We start from the raw sequence: 18,105 nt of genomic DNA on the forward strand, positions 1-18,105 counted from the left end.
TGATAATGGACCGATGGGAAAGTCCAGGAAGACCGGCCAGGCGGGGACCGGTCGCTCACGGCGCGGGCGCAGCGCCGCGGCGGCCGTCGTCGCGGACGTCGACGGCGGGCGGGCCGAGCTGGTGCCCGACCGGGACCGGGCCCGCGCCTGGACCCTGCTGATCGACGGCGCCCCGCAGTCGCACGTCGACCTCGACGACCCCACCCACCTCTCTTTCGAGTACCAGCGCCGCATCGGCCACGTCATCGACCTGGCCGCGCCGCCGGGCAGGCCCGTCCGCGCCGTGCACCTGGGCGGCGGTGCCTTCACCCTCGCCCGCTACGTCGCCGCCACCCGCCCCCGCTCCACCCAGCAGGTCATGGAGCGGGACGCCGCCCTCGTCGAGCTGGTCCGCCGGGAACTGCCGCTGGACGCGGGCGCCCGCGTCCGGGTGCGGGCCACCGACGCGCGCGCCGGGCTCGCCAAGGTGCCGGACGGCTGGGCCGACCTCGTCGTCGCGGACGTGTTCAGCGGCACCCGCACCCCGGCCCATCTGACGTCGGCCGAGTTCCTCGACGAGGTCCGCCGGGCGCTCGCCCCCGGCGGGGTCTTCGCCGCCAACCACGCCGACGGACCGCCTCTCGCCCACCTGCGCGGCCAGATCGCCACCGCCGCCGCCCGCTTCCCGGAACTGGCCGTGATCGCCGACCCGGCCGTGCTGCGCGGCAAACGCTTCGGCAACGCCGTCCTCGTCGCCTCCGGCCACCCCCTGCCGGTCGCCGAGCTCACCCGCCGGGCCGCCTCCGACCCGCACCCGGCGCGTGTGGAGCACGGCCGGGCGCTGACCGACTTCACCGGCGGCGCGGCACCCGTGACGGACGCCGTCGCGGTGGCCTCACCGGCGGCGCCGGCCTCCGTCTTCGAGTAGGACGCCGCGGCCGGGTCGGCTCTGCTGGGCCACGGCCGGCCGCCGAAGGATCAGTAGCTCCCGATCTCCACCCGTGGTGGTCCGTCGTGCCAGGTGCAGAACACCGACACCCGGTCCGCGCCCGAGGTGAACTCCACCCGGATCCACGACTCCGTCTTCCACAGCTGCATCGACCAGCCGGCCGCCGGCGAGGCGGACACCAGGGTCGCGGAGGCCCTGCCGAGGTCGAAGACCGCGCGTCCGCCGTCGGTGTCGTAGCCCTCGACCCGGCCCGAGGCGGCGGCGGTCGGGCCGGGGGTCCCGGGCGCGGTGGTGCCCGGCGTACGGGACGGCGTCGGGGCGGGCTCGCGCCGGGGCGTCCCGCTCGGTGACGGCGACGGCGACGGCGACCGCCCGGCCGACGGACGGGCCGTGGCGGACGGCGGCTGCGAGCCCTGCGCGGTGGCCTCGGCGGCCCTGATGGGCAGGGCGCGGGGCGGGTCGTAGGCCGTGCCCGCCATGACCGTGTGGACGCCCCACCACGACAGCGTGACCGCCGCGCCCGTGGCGAGCAGCCAGGCCAGTACGTGTACGAGTCCTCTGCGCATCGCCCGCCATACTGCCCCACCCGTCCCTCGCGTGTCGCCCGCGTGGGTACGCCGGGGCGGGCGGCCCGGAGTTGTCCACAGGCCCGCACCGGGCTCGCCCGCATGGCGTACGGTGCGGCCCATGGCAAGTGTTCTCGTGGTCGAGGACGACCAGTTCGTACGTTCGGCGCTCATCCGGCACCTGACCGACGCCGCGCACACGGTGCGCAGTGTCGGGACGGCGCTGGAGGCGCTGCGCGAGGTCGCCCATTTCCCGTTCGACGTCGTCGTCCTGGACCTCGGGCTGCCCGACCTCGACGGCTCCGAGGCCCTGAAGATGCTGCGCGGCATCACCGACGTGCCGGTGATCGTCGCCACGGCCCGGGACGACGAGACGGAGATCGTCCGGCTGCTGAACGCCGGGGCGGACGACTACCTCACCAAGCCGTTCTCCGTGGAGCACCTGTCCGCCCGGATGGCGGCCGTGCTGCGCCGCGCCCGGTCCGGCACCGGCGAGGCACCGCCGGCGACGGTGCTCCGGGTGGGCGGCCTCACCGTCGACCCGCTGCGCCGCCAGGCCGAGCTGGACGGCGTCCGGCTGGACCTGACCCGCCGCGAGTTCGACCTGCTCGCCTTCCTGGCCCGCCGCCCCGGCGTCGTCGTCCCCCGCCGGGAGCTGCTCGCGGAGGTGTGGCAGCAGTCGTACGGCGACGACCAGACCATCGACGTCCATCTGTCCTGGCTGCGCCGGAAACTGGGCGAGACCGCCGCGCGCCCCCGCTATCTGCACACCTTGCGCGGGGTCGGGGTGAAGCTGGAGCCGCCGCGATGAGGTGGGCCCTGGTCAAGGTGTCGCTGGCGGTCACCGCGATGGTCGTCGTGGCCTTCGCGGTCCCGCTCGGGCTCGTCATCCGCGAGATGGCCCGCGACCGCGCGTTCTCCAGCGCCGAGCGGGAGGCGGCGGCGGTCGCTCCCGCCCTGTCCATCACCACCGACCGGGACCAGCTGGAGCGGGTCGTCGCCGCCGCCGGTTCCGGCGCCGCCGGCCTCGCCGTGCACATACCCGCCTCCGGCCAGGACGGCGACCGGGTCGACATCGGGCGGCAGCGCGCCACCGACGAGGACATCGCGGCCGTCCGCGCCATGGGCCGCGCCTCCACCACGGAGGTCGCCGGCGGGTCCACGCTGCTCCAGCCGGTCGCCCTCAGCACCGGCGAGATCGCCGTGGTCGAGGTCTACGTCCCCGAGTCCGAGGTCACCAACGGCGTCGGCACGGCCTGGGCGGTGCTCGCCGCGGTCGGCGCCGCGCTGATCGTCGGCTCCGTCGCGGTCGCCGACCGGCTGGGGGTGCGCATGGTGCAGCCCGCCCAGCGCCTGGTGAAGGGCGCGCGGGAACTGGGGGAGGGCAGGCTCGGCGCCCGGGTGCCCGAGCAGGGGCCGACCGAACTGCGGCTCGCCGCCGTGGCGTTCAACTCCATGGCCGACCAGGTGGTCCAGCTCCTGGCCAACGAACGGGAACTGGCCGCGGACCTGTCGCACCGGCTGCGCACTCCGCTGACCGTCCTCCGGCTGAACGCGGCCTCGCTCGGCGACGGCCCGGCCGCCGACCAGACCCGGGCCGCCGTCGAGCAGCTGGAGCGCGAGGTCGACACCATCATCCGCACGGCGCGGGACGCCAAGCCGCGGACGGCCGCGGCCGGACCCGGCGCCGGGTGCGACGCGGCCGAGGTCGTCCGCGAGCGGATGGCGTTCTGGTCGGCGCTCGCCGAGGACGAGGGCCGCAAGTGGCGGGTGGCCGGCGCCGACCGGCCGGTGCGCATACCCGTGGCCCGCGCGGACCTGGCGGCGGCCCTGGACGCCCTCCTCGGCAACGTCTTCCGGCACACCCCCGAGGGCACCGCCTTCGCCGTCGACCTGCACAACGGCGAGGACGCCGTGATCGTCCTCGTCTCCGACGCCGGACCCGGCATCCCCGACCCCGAGGCGGCGATGGCGCGCGGCCGGGGCTCGGGCAGCGACGGCTCGACCGGCCTCGGCCTGGACATCGTGCGCCGGCTCGCGGAGTCGACCGGCGGGGACGTGCGCATCGGCTCGTCCGTGCTGGGCGGCACCGAGGTGCGCATCTGGATCCAGCTCGACGGCCGGTCCGCCCCGGCCCGGCGCGGCCACCGGGGCCCGGTGCGCCGCCGGCAGCCCCGCCTGATGCCCACGCTCAATCGCTCCCGGTCGCTTCCCTGAGCGCACCGTGACCCGGGGGCCGGGGCATGGGGACCGGCGAGGCGGGGGCCGGACGCAGGTCCCCCCACCGTCGCCCACCCCGCCGTCGTCTCCTACTCCGCCGTCTCCACCGCAGGCAGTGTCCCCGTCCGGGCCGCCTCCCCGTACCACCGGGCGCTCGACTTCGGGGTGCGTTCGAGGGTGACGTAGTCGACGTAGACCGCGCCGAACCGCTTGTCGTAGCCGTACGCCCACTCGAAGTTGTCCATCAGGGACCACAGGTAGTAGCCGCGCACGTCCGCGCCGTCGGCGATGGCCCGGCGGACCGCGGACAGATGGCCGTGCAGGTAGGCGATGCGCTCGGGATCGTGGACCCTGCCGTCGGGGTCGGGCTTGTCGTCGTAGGCGGCGCCGTTCTCCGTGATGTACAGCGGCAGGCCCGGGGCCTCCCGGGTGTAGCGCATGATCAGCTCGTGCAGGCCGGTCGGATCGATCGTCCAGCCCATCTCGGTGCGCTCGCCCGGCGTCTGATGGAACGCCACGTCGTCCGCCCCCGGCCACGGCGAGTGATCGCTGGCCCCGTGGCCGTCGGCGCGCGGAGCACGCGCGTCGGTGTCGGCCGCCGAGACCAGGGCCGGCGTGTAGTAGTTGAGGCCGAGCGCGTCCAGCGGCTGGTGGATCGCCGCCAGATCGCCGTCCTGGACGTACGCCCAGTCGGTGAGCGAGGCCGTCGCCGACAGCAGCGACTCCGGGTAGGCGCCGTGCAGCAGCGGCCCGTGGAAGACGCCGTTGGCCAGGTCGTCGATGCGCTGCGCCGCCGCCAGGTCCTCCGGCCGCTGCGAGAGCGGGCGCACCACCGAGGAGTTGAGACTGAGCGCCACGGAGTTGCGGGCCGGCATCGCCGCGCGCAGGGACGTCGCGCCCAGCCCGTGCGCCAGGTTCAGATGATGGGCCGCGCGCAGCGCCGCCACCGGGTCCGTACGGCCGGGGGCGTGCACCCCGGAGCCGTAGCCCAGGAACGCGCTGCACCACGGCTCGTTGAGCGTGATCCACTGCTCCACGCGGTCACCGAGCGCCTCGCCGACGATCTGCGCGTACTCGGCGAACCGGTACGCGGTGTCCCGCTCCGGCCAGCCGCCCGCGTCCTCCAGCTCCTGCGGCAGGTCCCAGTGGTAGAGGGTGACGGCCGGCTTGATGCCGTGCGCGAGCAGCTCGTCCACCAGCCGCCGGTAGAAGTCCAGACCGCGCTGGACCGCGGGCCCCCGGCCGGTCGGCTGCACCCGGGGCCAGGAGACGGAGAAGCGGTAGGCGTTCAGGCCCAGCTCCGCCATCAGCGCCACGTCGTCGCGGTAGCGGTGGTAGTGGTCGACAGCGATGTCACCGGTGTCGCCGCCGGCCGTCTTGCCCGGCGTGTGGCTGAAGGTGTCCCAGATCGACGGGGTGCGGCCGTCCTCCCGCACCGCGCCCTCGATCTGGTACGCCGAGGTCGCGGCGCCCCACAGGAAGGCGGGAGGGAAGGTCACCGGGGACACCGGCGTTGCGGACTCAGGCATGGAAGCGCTCCCAATGGAGGTTCGTGAAGACCGACGGGCCACGGGGGCACCGGCGGCACAGGAGGGGGGAAGGAGTGGGGGAGGAGAGTGGGACGTGAGGGGGCCGGGGCGACAGCGGCCCGGCCCCCGGGTGACCGGGGCGTCAGCCCTTGACGGCGCCCTGCATGATCCCGCCCACGATCTGCTTGCCGAAGATCGCGAAGACGAGCAGCAGCGGCAGGGTGCCGAGCAGCGCGCCCGCCATGATGAGGGCCTGGTCGGGGGTGTAGCCGCGGCCCAGGCCGGCCACCGCGACCTGCACGGTGGGGTTGCCGTTCTGCGTCAGCACCAGGAACGGCCACAGGAAGTCGTTCCAGACCTGCACGAACATCAGCATGCCCAGCACCGCCATCGCGGGCCGCGCCGTCGGGAAGACGACGTGCCACACCACGCGCCAGCTGCTCGCGCCGTCCACCCGCGCGGCCTCGATGATCTCGTCGGGCAGGGCCTGGAGCAGGTACTGCCGCATGAAGAACACCCCGAACGCGCTCACCAGCGACGGGAAGATCACCGCCTGGAGCTGGTCGGTCCAGTCCAGCTTGGCGACCATCATGTACAGCGGGATGACGCTGAGCTGCGGCGGCACCATCATCGTGCCGACCACGATCAGCATCAGCGCGCCGCGGCCCTTGAACTTCAGCTTGGCGAAGGCGAACCCGGCGATCGTCGACAGGAAGACGATGGTGAGCGACGAGATGCCCGCCACGATGGTGGTGTTGAGGAACGCCTCGCCCAGGTTGGCGTCCGTCCAGGCGACCTCCAGCTTGTCGAACAGGTTGGAGCCGAACCAGAACGGCGGCGGGGTCTGCGCCAGCCGCTGGTTGTCGCGGGACGCGGCGATCGCCGTCCACACCAGCGGGAAGAGCGAGCCGATGGTGAACAGGGCGAGGATGACGTAGGCGATCGGACCGGCGTGCAACTGCCCGCCCGCGCGCGCCGACTTCGAGCGCCGGGGCCGCTTCGGCGGCGGGGGCGCCGGTTCGGCCGGAGGTTTCGTCAGGGTCGTCGTCACGGCCGGTTCTCCTTAACTACTGGCGCGCAGCCGGCGCGAGATGACGTAGTTGACGATGCCGATCACGATGAGGATCAGGAACATCGTCCAGGCGATCGCGGAGGCGCGGCCCAGGTGCTGGTTGACCCAGCCCTGCTCGTACAGATACAGGCCGAGCGTCTGGAACTGGTGCTGGGCACCGCCCGAGGCACCCTTGTTCGCGTCGAACAGCAGCGGTTCACCGAACAGCTGCGAGGCGCCGATGGTCGACACGACGACGGTGAACAGGATCGTCGGGCGCAGCGAGGGCAGCGTGACGTGGAAGAACTGCTGCCAGCGGTTGGCGCCGTCCAGCGCCGCCGACTCGTACAGGTCCTGCGGGATGGCCTGCATCGCCGCCAGGTAGATCAGCGCGTTGTAGCCGGTCCAGCGCCAGATCACGATCGAGGAGACGGCGATCTTCGAGGCCCAGTGGTCGTTCTGCCAGTCGATGTTGTCGATGCCGACGAACCCCAGCGCCCAGTTGATCATCCCGTAGTCGCGCCCGAAGAGCAGCACGAACACGAGGGAGGCGGCGGCGATCGAGGTCGCGTACGGCGCGAGCATGATCACGCGGTAGAAGGTCGAGGCGCGCAGCCGGTAGTTGAGGATGTGCGCCAGGCCCATCGCCATCATCAGCTGCGGCACCGTGGAGATGACGCCGATGATCAGCGTGTTCCACGCCGCGTTCCAGAAGAACTCGTCGTCGAAGATCCGGGTGAAGTTGTGCAGGCCCGCCCACTCCATGTCGGTGGGCGCGGTCAGCTCCACCGTGTGCAGCGAGGCCCAGCCGGTGTACAGCAGGGGGAACAGCCCGAACGCGATGAACAGCAGGAAGAACGGCGTGACGAAGGCGTACGGACTCCAGCGCATGTCGCGCTGCCACCGGCGGGACAGCCTCTCCCGCTTCTTCGCCGCCTCCGGGGACAGAGCACCGTCCGGAGGCCGGCGGCCCGGGGCCGCGCCCCCCTTGACGGGGGACGCGGCGGTGTCGTGCTCGGTTGCCATTCCGGTCACTTGTCCAGGTTGTTGTCGATGGTCTTCACGGCGTTCTCCCAGGCCTCCTCGGGAGACTTGCCCTGGGTGACGAGGATGACGCCGTTGTCCGTCAGACCCTGCTGGATGATCTGGTCCTTCGGGCCGATCACCTGCGCCGGGATGGCCTCGGCGGCCTTGGCGAAGATCTCGCCGATCGGCGCCTCACCGGTCATGTCGTTCTTGGCGCCCGTCACCTGCGGCAGCGTGTACGCACCCGGCGCGCTCGGGAAGCTGCCCTGCACGGCGAACAGCTTGGCCTGCTGCTCCGGCGCGGTCAGCCAGGCGACGAACTTCTGCGCCTCCTCGACGTTCTTGCCGCTCTTCGGCACGCCCAGGAAGGTGCCGCCCCAGTTGCCTGCCTTGGGCGCCTGGGCCACGTCCCACTTGCCGGCCGCGTCCGCCTGCGACTTGCCCTTGATGTAGCCGAGCATCCACGGCGGGCAGGCGACGGTGGCGAACTTGCCCTGGGAGATCGTGGTGTCCCAGGCCGGCTGGAACTGCGTCTGCGCCTGGAGCAGCCCGGCCTCCGCGGCCTTGGCGGTCAGGTCGAACGCGTCCTTCACGGCGGGGTTGTCCTTGTAGACGACCTCGCCGGAGGAGTTGTAGAACTTCTCCTCCTCGCTGCTGAGGACGGCGTTGAGCAGACCGCCGGGGGAGTCCATGAAGACGGTGCCGTCGGGGGCCTTCTCCTTGTACTTCTCACCGGTCTCGACGAGCTTGTTCCAGTCGCCCGCCCATAGCTTGCCGACCTCCTCGCGGTCGGTGGGCAGCCCGGCCTTCTCGAAGAGGTCCTTGCGGTAGCAGATGGCCATCGGACCGATGTCGGTGCCGAGTCCGACCGCCTTGCCGTCCGCGGTCACGCCCTGCTTCCACTTCCAGTCCAGCCAGTTCTCCGGCTTCACGCCCTCGACCTTGGCCAGGTCCACGAACTTGTCCGCCTGGGTCTGCACGACCTCGGCGATGTTGCCGACTTCGATGGCCTGGACGTCCTGGAGGCCGCTCTCGGTGGTGAGGTGGTTGACCAGAGCGGGGTAGTAGTTCTCGTTCCGCTCGATGACGTTTTCCTCGATGTTGATATCGGGGTTGAGCTTCTCGTACTCCTCGTAGAGCCCGGCCTCCTTGAAGCCCATGGTGCCGAACAGGCCCATCGTGATCGTGGTCTTGCCCTCACCGCCGCCCGACGACGAGCCGGACTCGTCGCCGCCGTCGTCTGCACAGCCGGCCAGCAGCCCGGCGCCCAGCGATGCGACGGCCGCGATGACCACCGCCTTGCGGGCGATGGGGGTCCCCCCGCTCGAACGAAGTCGAGAGAGGGGGAGGGTACGTGCTGCTCGCATTGCGTCCTCCTGTTGCCCTGACGTGCCGACCCCCCGGCCAACTGCATGGTTGGGCCCGTTGCTTCATCATCGTTCGTCGCTGCGGCTCGGGCGGGGAACGTGCGGGATGTGTACGTGCCGAGTAGTGTGGGAGCGCTCCCACAGGTGATGTGTTGAAGAGTCCTAGCTCTGGGCGGGGGTGTCAAGGGAGCTGACGCGGAGAGATGCGTTCAGTTATCTGCCTGTTAACTGGCGGCCCAAGGGGGCCGGGCGGGCGGCACCCGGTGCCGTGGTGGTGGCCCGGGGCCGGTCATGGGACCCGACCGGCCTGTTAAATTCCAGGCCAGGCCGCAGAGTGCGGGTCTCGACGGGAGGCGGAGCCCATGGCAAGCCACACAGGGCGCGGGCGGAGCGGTGGCCGGCCCACCCTCGAAGAGGTGGCGGCACGCGCCGGCGTGGGCCGGGGGACGGTCTCCCGGGTGATCAACGGCTCGCCGCGGGTCAGTGAGGCGACGCGGGCGGCGGTCGAGGCGGCCGTCGCGGAACTGGGTTACGTCCCGAACACGGCGGCCCGCGCCCTGGCCGCCAACCGCACGGACGCCATCGCGCTCGTGGTCCCCGAGCCGGAGACCCGGTTCTTCGCCGAGCCGTACTTCTCCGACATGCTCAAGGGCGTCGGCTCGGAGCTGTCCGACACCGAGATGCAGCTGCTGCTGATCTTCGCGGGCAGCGACCGGGAGCGGCAGCGGCTCGCCCAGTACCTGGCCGCGCACCGGGTGGACGGCGTGCTGCTGGTCTCGGTGCACGCCGACGATCCGCTGCCCGACCTGCTGTCCCAGCTGGAGATACCGGCGGTGATCAGCGGTCCGCGGTCGGCCGGGGAGACGCTGGCGTCGGTGGACTCCGACAACTACGGCGGCGCCCGCTCGGCCGTCGAGCACCTGATGGCCCGGGGGCGGCGCCGGATAGCCCACATCACCGGACGGCTCGACGTCTACGGCGCCCAGCGGCGCATCGACGGCTACCGCGACGCCCTCGAGGACGCGGGCCGGGGCGTGGACGAGGACCTGGTCGAGCCGGGGGACTTCACCGAAAACGGCGGACGGCGCGCGATGGCGGCGCTGCTCCAGCGCTGCCCCGACCTGGACGCGGTCTTCGCCGCCTCGGACGTCACCGCGGCGGGCGCCCGCCAGGTCCTGCGGGAGGCGGGCCGGCGCATCCCGGACGACGTGGCGCTGGTCGGGTACGACGACTCGGCCATCGCCCGCCATCTGGACCCGCCGCTGACGAGTGTGCGCCAGCCCATAGAGGAGATGGGCCGGGCGATGATCGACCTGCTGCTGACGGAGATCGCGGACCGCCGCCCGGCGGCGTCCCGGGGGCTGGAGCGGCAGCACGTGGTGCTGGCCACGGAGCTGGTGGCGCGTACGTCGTCGTGACGCGCGGGCCGATTCGGAGGTGAGGGTCCGCACGGCTCCGACGGCCGCCCGGAGATGCCGCCTGAGGGGTCGGCGGAGGGGCGCCGCCTGAGGGTGCCGCCCGGGGCTGAACGCAGATCAGCCGGTGACCTTTCACAAGGCCACCGGCTGACTGCTCAGGGTGAGTGACGGGACTTGAACCCGCGACTTCCTGGACCACAACCAGGTGCTCTACCAGCTGAGCTACACCCACCACGACCGGTCTCCGGAACCTCTGACGAGGTGATCCGCGGGATCTCCCTGACCGGCCGAGAAAAAGTGTACAGGGTCCGAAGGGGTGCTCGCGCACGTCTTGCGCGGCGCCCCGTCCGGGGGCGTCTACTGGGCGGGCAGGACGTGCTTGGCGGCGATGGCCTTCGCGGTCTCGGAGTCGGGTCCGGGCTGCGGCACGAAGACGGCCTCGCGGTAGTAGCGCAGTTCGGCGATGGACTCGCGGATGTCGGCGAGCGCGCGGTGGTTGCCGTTCTTCTCGGGGCTGTTGAAGTACGCCCGCGGGTACCAGCGGCGGGCCAGCTCCTTGACGGAGGACACGTCGACGATGCGGTAGTGCAGATAGTCCTCGAGGGTGGGCATGTCCCGCAGGAGGAAGCCGCGGTCGGTGCCGACGGAGTTGCCGCACAGCGGGGCCTTGCCGGGCTCCTTCACGTACTCCTTGATGTACGACAGGACCCGTTCCTCGGCGTCCGCCAGGGTCGTGCCGTTCGGCAGCTCGGCGAGCAGGCCGGACGCGGTGTGCATCTGACGCACCACCTCCGGCATCGTCTCCAGGGCCCGCTCCGGCGGGCGGATGACGATGTCCACGCCGTCGCCGAGCACGTTCAGCTCGGAGTCGGTGACGAGGGCGGCCACCTCGATGAGCGCGTCGTCCGACAGCGAGAGGCCGGTCATCTCGCAGTCGATCCACACCATGCGATCGTTCATGCGAACACTTTATGCCGGGGTCCCTCCACCGGGTTCCGGCGCCGGTGCCGGCCTCGCTGGGCGCTGCCGCTCCCAGACCCCCCCTTCGGCCTGGCCGGCCTCGTCCTCAAACGCCGGACGGGCTGGATTTCCAGCCCCTCCGGCGTTCGAGGAGCGGGGGTCCGGGGGCGGAGCCCCCGGGGACGGGACCGGGTAGGGGCGGCGGGGGCGAGCAAAGACGGGGACGCCGGACGGGAGGGTGTCCCGTCCGGCGCCGTCCGATCATGCTCCGCTGCGCTGCCCCGGCAGGCTCGCCCGGCTCGGGACGTAGGCGTCACGGGCGTCACGGGCGTCACGCCCGTGGTCCGACGCCGCCGAGGCCGGCACCACGGGTGCCGCACGGCGGGCCTGGTAGGGGACCGCCGGGTCGGGCGGCAGCGCGACGGACTGCTGGCCCTCGGACGGGGCCCCGGCCCGGGCGGCGGACGCCGGACCGGCCTCGGCCGGCTCCGTCTGGCGCTCGCCCTGCGGCCGGCGGGCGCGGTAGGCCGCCCGGTACGCCGCCGGGGACGAACCCAGCTGGCGCCGGAAGTGGCCGCGCAGCGCCACCGGCGAGCGGAAGCCGCAGCGGCCCGCGACCTCGTCCACCGAGTAGTCCGACGTCTCCAGCAGCCGCTGCGCCTGGAGCACCCGCTGGGTGATCAGCCACTGGAGGGGGGCCGAGCCCGTCAGCGAGCGGAAGCGGCGGTCGAAGGTGCGGCGGCTCATGTACGCCCGTGCCGCCAGCGTCTCCACGTCGAACTGCTCGTGGAGGTGCTCCAGCGCCCAGGCGACGACCTCGGCGAGCGGGTCGGCGCCGATCTCCTCCGGTAAAGACCTGTCGAGGTAGCGCTCCTGACCGCCGCTGCGGCGCGGCGGGACCACCAGGCGGCGGGCGAGCGCACCGGCCGCCTCGTTGCCGTGGTCGGTGCGCACGATGTGCAGGCACAGGTCGATGCCTGCCGCGGTGCCCGCCGAGGTCAGCACGTCGCCGTCGTCGACGAACAGCTCCCGCGGGTCGACGTGCACCGACGGGTAGCGCTTGGCCAGCGTCGGCGCGTACATCCAGTGGGTGGTCGCCGGGCGGCCGTCCAGCAGGCCCGCGGCGGCGAGCACGAAGGCGCCGGTGCACAGCCCGACGATGCGGGCGCCCTCCTCGTGCGCCCGGCGCAGCGCGTCGAGCGCCTCCTGGGGCGGTGGCGAGGTGATCGAGCGCCAGGCCGGCACGACGACCGTGCCCGCGCGGGAGATCGCCTCCAGCCCGTGCGGCGCGGTGAGTTCGAGGCCCCCCGTGGTCCGCAGCGGGCCTTCCTCGCCGGCGCACACCAGCAGTCGGTAGCGCGGCACGCCGGCGTCCTGGCGGTCGATCCCGAACACCGACAGCGGTATGGAGCTCTCGAAGATGGGGCCGCCGCTGAACAGCAGCACCGCGACGATCTCCTTGCGGCGGCGCCCGGAGAGCTTCCGGGCCGCTGCTTCCGGCGCGGCGGTGGAGTCGTGGCTCATGGCTGCTAAGCCCCCCTCGGTGGTCGCGGCTCCTCGGTTGTGTCGCTCCTGCACGTTTCCCCTCGGTCCTGCACGAGTCCCCCGCCGTAGACAGTCAAGATCGAATCTACTGTGTCGTGTCGCGCCCCGGTGGCCGGTTCGGCACTTGGGACATTGTCGACATGGCAACTTGGCGTAAAGCATTCGATCACGAAGCGTTGCACTCCGGGGCGTCACAGGGAAGTGCGCCTGGCGGCGGTGGCCAATCCACGTAGGGTGCGCAGGGTCCCGGAGACCCTTTCCGTGCAGGTGGAACGGGGGTTGGGGGGTCCTTGGGGCCCGTGATACCCGCCTTCGAGAAGTTGGCTGAAAAGAGACGGGATCGTGCGCAGAAACCGGTCAGCCGCCCGGTGTCCTTCCCTCGGCGTGACGGCCGCCCCGGTGGGCGCGCGCCCGGGCGGCGTTGCGCTCGGACCGGCGGAGCAGCAGGCGGCAGGCGGCGGTGACGGCGGCCAGGCCGAGGGCGGTGCCGGCCGTGCCGGCCAGGGGGGCGCCGCACAGCAGCAGTACGGCCGGGACCAGCAGACAGCTGAAGGCGGCCCAGCGGAGCAGATCGGTGACCTCGTCCCGGGAGCCCCCGTGGCGCCGGTCGCCCCTCCGGTCCCGGGCACCCCTGCGGACCCGGACGTCTCGGGCGTCTCGGGCGGCGGTGCGGCGGGGTCCGGGCATGCGTGCTCCCTGGGGTGGGTCACGCGGTACAACGCCGTGCCGGTCCGTCGGTCACGAGCGGTGGGCCGAAGGTTGAATCCTGTCTAAACCGCCTGTACAGCGCAGCAACCATTGCGTTACGGACGCACCCTCGTGCATGCTCCGGTGAACCCCGCGCCGGAGGGCCGCGGGATCTGGGCGAAGGAGGAGTGTCGCCGTACCCTTGGGGGTATGGGGTTGGGAAGACGATTCCCGGACACAGCTCCTCCGCTCACCGTGTCCCACCCGTATAAGGATCACAACGCCGAGACAGCCATGGCCGGTCACGAATTCTTCGAACCCGCGGACCGCAAGCGGCCCGTCGCCGACCACACGGCGGCCGAGCCTCTGGCGGCCGAGGAGCCACGCCATGCGTGCGACCCCGCGTTCAAGCACGGGGTCGTCGTCGGCTTCGACGGCTCCACGTCCAGTGAGCGCGCCCTGGCGTACGCCATCGGCATGGCACGGCGCCTGGCCTCCGGCCTGATCATCGTCCACGTGGCCAACCGGCTGCCCACCACGGTGTGGGCGGGCTGTGAGCCGCCGGTCTTCGTCGACGTGCCGGACCACCGCACCGAGGTCCTGGGGCTGGAGCTGGCCTGCGCGGACTACCTCGCCGAGGTGCCGTGGATCCTGGTCGAGCGCGGCGGCGACATCTGCCACGAACTCGAAGAGGTGGGGCGGGAGTACGAGGCCGACGCGATCGTCGTCGGCTCCACGCACGGCATCGTGGGCCGGATCTTCGGCTCCGTCGCCGGACGCCTCGCCAAGCGGGCGCAGCGCCCCGTCGTGGTCATTCCCTGACCCGTTCGCCGCTTTCCCCTTCTTCGGCCGACGCACGGCCGGCTCCCTTGCGAACTCCCGGAAAATACCGGTCCGTAGAGGTGTTTGTGCCCTTGTGAAGGGCATATACGGACCACCGCACCACTGCACATGCAAGAAGGGAGCCCGCCGTGGACAACGACGTCTCCGCGGGAAGCACCACCACGACCTCCGTCGTCGGCCGACTCGCCCTCGGCATCACCCTGTTGGCCTTCGGCCTCGGCCACACCGGCGTCATCGACGGCGTGACGGCGGCCGACGCGACGACCGTCGCCCAGTACGTCGGCGGGGTCGCGCTCTTCGTCGCCGGCCTGATGGCGTTCCGCGACCGCGACACGGCCACGGGGACGGCGTTCACCGCGCTCGGTGCCCTCTGGTTCACCTGGGCCGTCGGGGCGGGCGGCCAGGCCTCAGCCAACGCCGCCGGACTCTTCCTGCTGCTGTTCGCCCTCGTGGCCCTGACGCTGACCGTCGCCGGTGGCGACATGCTCGGGCAGGGCACGTACGGGCTGCTCTTCGTCTCCCTGCTGCTCATCGCCATCGCGCGCTTCGCCGACGCCGGGGCGCTGGCCAAGGCGGGCGGCTGGTTCGCGGTCGCCGCGGGCGCGGTGGCCTGGTACGCGGCGACCGCGGCACTGGCCCACTGGCCGACGTCCGTGGCGCGACGCGGGGCGGGCCGGGGTGTGACGGCCACCGGTTAGCTGCCGCCGGCCGGGGGTTGGGCGGCCCCCGGCGATGAGAACGGACCCCCTGTGTCCGGTGGCGACACGTGGGGGTCCGTTCGGCTGTCCGGCCGCTGCGGGTGCGGTCCGGCCCGGCGCGCAGTTCCGCGCGCCCCCTGGGCGGCGCTACTCGACCGTGACCGACTTCGCGAGGTTCCTCGGCTTGTCGATGTCGCGGCCCAGGGCCAGGGCCGTGTGGTAGGCGAGGAGCTGGAGGGGGATGCCCATGAGGATGGGGTCGAGTTCGTCCTCGTTCTTCGGTACGACGACGGTGTGGTCGGCCTTCGCCTCGTCCTGGTGGGCCACGGCGAGGATCCGGCCGCTGCGGGCCTTGATCTCCTCCATCGCGGCGCGGTTCTTCTCCAGCAGGTCGTCGTCCGGGACGATCGCGACCGTCGGCAGGGCCGGCTCGATCAGGGCCAGCGGGCCGTGCTTCAGCTCGGAGGCCGGGTAGGCCTCGGCGTGGATGTAGGAGACCTCCTTGAGCTTCAGGGAGGCCTCGCGGGCGACGGGGTAGCCCCGGACGCGGCCGATGAAGAGCATCGAGCGGGCCTCGGCGTACTCCAGGGCCAGCTTCTTGATCTCCTCCTCCTGCTCCATGATCTCGGAGATCTGCTCGGGCAGCCTGCGCAGGCCCGCGATGATCCGCTTGCCGTCGCGGACGGAGAGGTCGCGGGTGCGGCCGAGGTGGAGGGCGAGCAGGGCGAAGGCGACCGTGGTGTTGGTGAAGCACTTGGTCGACACCACGCAGACCTCCGGGCCCGCGTGCACGTAGATGCCGCCGTCGGCCTCGCGGGCGATGGCGGAGCCGACCACGTTGACCACGCCGAGGACCCGCGCGCCCTTGCGCTTCAGCTCCTGGACGGCGGCCAGCACGTCGTAGGTCTCACCGGACTGCGAGACGGCGATGTAGAGGGTGTCGGGGTCCACCACGGCGTTGCGGTAGCGGAACTCCGAGGCCGGCTCGGCGTCGGCGGGGATGCGGGCCAGCTCCTCGATCATCTGGGCGCCGATCATGCCCGCGTGGTAGGAGGTGCCGCAGCCGAGGATCTTCACCCGGCGGATCCGGCGCGCCTCGCGGGCGTCCAGGTTGAGGCCGCCGAGGTGCACGGTGGAGAAGCGGTCGTCGATCCGGCCGCGCAGGACGCGGTCCACGGCCTCGGCCTGCTCGTGGATCTCCTTGTGCATGTAGGTGTCGTGGCCGCCCATGTCGTAGGAGGCCGCCTCCCACTCCACGGTGGTCGGCTCGGCGGTGGTGCGGGTGCCCTCGGTGGTGTAGGTGCGGAAGTCGTCGGCCTTGAGGGTGGCCATCTCGCCGTCGTCGAGCGTGACTATCTGGCGGGTGTGGGCGACCAGCGCGGCGATGTCCGAGGCGACGAACATCTCCTTCTCGCCGATGCCGAGGACGACCGGGGAGCCGTTGCGGGCGACGACGATCCGGTCGGGGAAGTCGGCGTGCATGACGGCGATGCCGTAGGTGCCCTCGATCAGCCGGAGGGTCTCGCGGACCTTGTCCTCCAGCTTCTCGGCCGCCGAGCGGGCGATGAGGTGGGTGAGGACCTCGGTGTCGGTCTCGGAGAGGAACTCCACGCCGTCCGCCTCCAGCTTGCGGCGCAGGTCGGAGGCGTTGTCGATGATGCCGTTGTGCACGACGGCGACCTTGTTGTCGGCCGACATGTGCGGGTGGGCGTTCACATCGGAGGGGGCGCCGTGGGTGGCCCAGCGGGTGTGGGCGATGCCGGTGGTCCCCTTGAAGCGCGCCGGGACCTTGGCCTCCAGGTCGCGGACCCGGCCCTTGGCCTTGACCATCTTCAGGCCGGAGGCCTTGGGGGAGGTCACGACGACGCCCGCCGAGTCGTAGCCGCGGTACTCCAGCCGCTGGAGGCCCTCGAGCAGCAGCGGGGCGACGTCACGCTTGCCGATGTATCCGACGATTCCGCACATGAATGGGTGTTCCTCAGCCGTAGACGATGCGGCGCAACTGGCGGAGCGTCAGCTCCGGCGGTGCCACCGCCCGGTATTTCAGGTCCGCCCCGATCCGCTCGAAGATCGTCGCGTTCACCAGACCCTGGGCCTGGAGCTCGCGGTGGCGGCGACGGACGTACTCCTCGGTCGTCTCGTCGAAGTAGGCGAGCACGTCCTGGATCACGCGCAGCGCCTCGCCCCGGCTCAGCGGGGTGGTCCGCGTCAGATGATCAACGAGTTCGTCGTGCACCCGGTAGATCCTGGGGTAAGGGTGCCGCTTTCGCAAGGAGCCTGCCCGATTTCGGGCAGGACTCTGCTCACATTCGCCGGCGGAACCGGTCCGGGCAGGTTACATCCCCTTGAGGATCGCCTGCTTGGCCAGGGCGAACTCGTCGTCCGTCAGCACGCCCGTCCGGTGCAGTTCGCCCAGCTCGCGCAGGCGGCGCAGCAGGGCGTCGTGGCCGTCCTCGGCGGCCGGCCGCGCCTGAGGGGCGGGGACTGCGGCGCCCTCGGCGGCGGGGCCGGACGGGTGCGGCAGGCGGGCCTGTACGGCGGCGGCGACCAGCGCCATCAGCGGGTCCTTCTTGAATCCCCACAGCTCCACCGCGTTCGGGTCGTACTTCGGCGGGGCCTTGGTCGGCGCGTTCTTCACCGTGAAGCGGAGGTAGCCGTTGTCCAGGCCGACCGCCGGGTGCCACTCCACGGCGGCGATGTCGCCCACGGCCAGGGTGCGGGTGCCGGCGGCGACCTTGGCGTCCTCCGTCTTCCAGTTCCAGTCCAGGCGCACCCGCTCGCCGTCGAAGCTCGCCGTGCCGTCCCCGGCCGACACCGACAGCGGCACGGACGGGCCCGGCAGCAGGTAGCCGTCGACCGGGTCGGACGGGATCTGCTCCAGGAGAAGGGCGTTGCGCACCTCTTCCACGACGTACTCGGCGACGCCGTACCGGTCGGGCTCCACCACCAGCTGGTAGGGGTCGTGGGGCTCGGTCAGCCGGCCGCCGGTGGCGTGCAGCAGGGGGTCGGCGCCGTCGCGCAGGCGCAGCCTGAGCCGCCCGGACTTCTTGCCCTGCTCGAACGACACACCCGCCAACGCGGCCAGCGGGACGACGAGTTCACCCAGTTCCCTGCGGAGCAGGCCGACGTTCTTGTCCCGTCCGGGAGTCAGCCGCAGGGCGTCGCCGTCGAACGTCCACGTGCCGTCCTTCTGGATGATTTCCGCCATGAGGGGGATTGTTTCATCAGTTCGGGTTGAGAGTGGTTCAGACCTCTTGGAGCTCCAAC

The 18,105-nt window shown here is 72.1% G+C and carries 17 protein-coding genes and 1 tRNA gene; 6 read left to right on the forward strand and 12 right to left on the reverse strand.

Features of this window, described 5'->3' with window-relative positions; translation table 11 throughout:
* Positions 1–13: 13 nt before the first annotated feature.
* On the forward strand, positions 14–907 hold the full coding sequence (locus ACZ45Q_RS04590) for a spermidine synthase (protein ID WP_468254781.1): 894 nt from the start codon (positions 14–16) through the stop codon (positions 905–907).
* A gap of 50 nt (positions 908–957) precedes the next feature.
* Here ACZ45Q_RS04590 and ACZ45Q_RS04595 read toward each other — a convergent pair whose 3' ends face one another.
* Complete coding sequence (locus ACZ45Q_RS04595; RefSeq protein WP_468254784.1) at positions 958–1,494, reverse strand: hypothetical protein; 537 nt, start codon at positions 1,492–1,494, stop codon at positions 958–960.
* Between the two features lie 121 nt (positions 1,495–1,615).
* On the opposite strand from ACZ45Q_RS04595, the gene ACZ45Q_RS04600 reads away from it, so the two are divergent.
* Together ACZ45Q_RS04600 and ACZ45Q_RS04605 are read left to right on the forward strand one after the other, a co-directional pair.
* Entirely contained in the window at positions 1,616–2,305 is a 690-nt protein-coding gene (locus ACZ45Q_RS04600; RefSeq protein WP_468254787.1) for a response regulator transcription factor, read from the forward strand.
* Positions 2,302–3,711, forward strand: a complete 1,410-nt coding sequence (locus ACZ45Q_RS04605) for a sensor histidine kinase (RefSeq protein WP_468254789.1) — start codon at positions 2,302–2,304, stop codon at positions 3,709–3,711. The genes ACZ45Q_RS04600 and ACZ45Q_RS04605 overlap by 4 nt, the downstream gene beginning before the upstream one ends.
* Before the next feature lie 92 nt (positions 3,712–3,803).
* On the opposite strand, the gene ACZ45Q_RS04610 is transcribed toward ACZ45Q_RS04605, so the two are convergent.
* From ACZ45Q_RS04610 to ACZ45Q_RS04625, 4 genes are all read right to left on the reverse strand, one after another.
* Entirely contained in the window at positions 3,804–5,243 is a 1,440-nt protein-coding gene (locus ACZ45Q_RS04610; protein WP_468254792.1) for a GH1 family beta-glucosidase, read from the reverse strand.
* A 142-nt stretch (positions 5,244–5,385) separates the two neighbouring features.
* The gene (locus tag ACZ45Q_RS04615; RefSeq protein WP_468254794.1) at positions 5,386–6,294 is read right to left on the reverse strand and encodes a carbohydrate ABC transporter permease; all 909 of its coding nucleotides are present in this window, start codon (positions 6,292–6,294) and stop codon (positions 5,386–5,388) included.
* A gap of 12 nt (positions 6,295–6,306) precedes the next feature.
* The gene (locus ACZ45Q_RS04620) at positions 6,307–7,320 is read right to left on the reverse strand and encodes a carbohydrate ABC transporter permease (protein ID WP_468255333.1); all 1,014 of its coding nucleotides are present in this window, start codon (positions 7,318–7,320) and stop codon (positions 6,307–6,309) included.
* Between the two features lie 5 nt (positions 7,321–7,325).
* On the reverse strand, positions 7,326–8,687 hold the full coding sequence (locus ACZ45Q_RS04625; protein WP_468254797.1) for an ABC transporter substrate-binding protein: 1,362 nt from the start codon (positions 8,685–8,687) through the stop codon (positions 7,326–7,328).
* A 362-nt stretch (positions 8,688–9,049) separates the two neighbouring features.
* On the opposite strand from ACZ45Q_RS04625, the gene ACZ45Q_RS04630 reads away from it, so the two are divergent.
* Positions 9,050–10,105, forward strand: coding sequence for a LacI family DNA-binding transcriptional regulator (locus tag ACZ45Q_RS04630; protein ID WP_468254799.1), 1,056 nt, complete (start codon positions 9,050–9,052; stop codon positions 10,103–10,105).
* 159 nt (positions 10,106–10,264) lie between these two features.
* Here ACZ45Q_RS04630 and ACZ45Q_RS04635 read toward each other — a convergent pair.
* The 4 genes from ACZ45Q_RS04635 to ACZ45Q_RS04650 form a co-directional block, all read right to left on the reverse strand.
* Positions 10,265–10,337: transfer RNA gene (locus tag ACZ45Q_RS04635), tRNA-His, on the reverse strand.
* Between the two features lie 125 nt (positions 10,338–10,462).
* The gene (orn, locus tag ACZ45Q_RS04640) at positions 10,463–11,065 is read right to left on the reverse strand and encodes an oligoribonuclease (protein WP_468254802.1); all 603 of its coding nucleotides are present in this window, start codon (positions 11,063–11,065) and stop codon (positions 10,463–10,465) included.
* A gap of 261 nt (positions 11,066–11,326) precedes the next feature.
* On the reverse strand, positions 11,327–12,589 hold the full coding sequence (locus ACZ45Q_RS04645; protein ID WP_468254804.1) for a helix-turn-helix domain-containing protein: 1,263 nt from the start codon (positions 12,587–12,589) through the stop codon (positions 11,327–11,329).
* A gap of 378 nt (positions 12,590–12,967) precedes the next feature.
* The gene (locus ACZ45Q_RS04650; RefSeq protein WP_468254807.1) at positions 12,968–13,297 is read right to left on the reverse strand and encodes a hypothetical protein; all 330 of its coding nucleotides are present in this window, start codon (positions 13,295–13,297) and stop codon (positions 12,968–12,970) included.
* A 294-nt stretch (positions 13,298–13,591) separates the two neighbouring features.
* Here ACZ45Q_RS04650 and ACZ45Q_RS04655 point away from each other — a divergent pair, with 294 nt between their 5' ends.
* Positions 13,592–14,119, forward strand: coding sequence for a universal stress protein (locus tag ACZ45Q_RS04655; protein ID WP_468254810.1), 528 nt, complete (start codon positions 13,592–13,594; stop codon positions 14,117–14,119).
* 149 nt (positions 14,120–14,268) lie between these two features.
* Complete coding sequence (locus tag ACZ45Q_RS04660; protein WP_468254812.1) at positions 14,269–14,838, forward strand: GPR1/FUN34/YaaH family transporter; 570 nt, start codon at positions 14,269–14,271, stop codon at positions 14,836–14,838.
* Positions 14,839–14,985: 147 nt separating this feature from the next.
* Here the strand turns inward: ACZ45Q_RS04660 and glmS are convergent, their stop codons facing one another.
* The 3 genes from glmS to ACZ45Q_RS04675 form a co-directional block, all read right to left on the reverse strand.
* Positions 14,986–16,803, reverse strand: coding sequence for a glutamine--fructose-6-phosphate transaminase (isomerizing) (gene glmS / locus ACZ45Q_RS04665; protein ID WP_468254814.1), 1,818 nt, complete (start codon positions 16,801–16,803; stop codon positions 14,986–14,988).
* A 13-nt stretch (positions 16,804–16,816) separates the two neighbouring features.
* Positions 16,817–17,074, reverse strand: coding sequence for a hypothetical protein (locus ACZ45Q_RS04670; RefSeq protein WP_468254817.1), 258 nt, complete (start codon positions 17,072–17,074; stop codon positions 16,817–16,819).
* A gap of 99 nt (positions 17,075–17,173) precedes the next feature.
* The gene (locus ACZ45Q_RS04675) at positions 17,174–18,046 is read right to left on the reverse strand and encodes a DUF4429 domain-containing protein (protein ID WP_468254820.1); all 873 of its coding nucleotides are present in this window, start codon (positions 18,044–18,046) and stop codon (positions 17,174–17,176) included.
* Between the last annotated feature and the right edge of the window lie 59 nt (positions 18,047–18,105).

Source organism: Streptomyces sp. NPDC031049 (assembly GCF_055571015.1).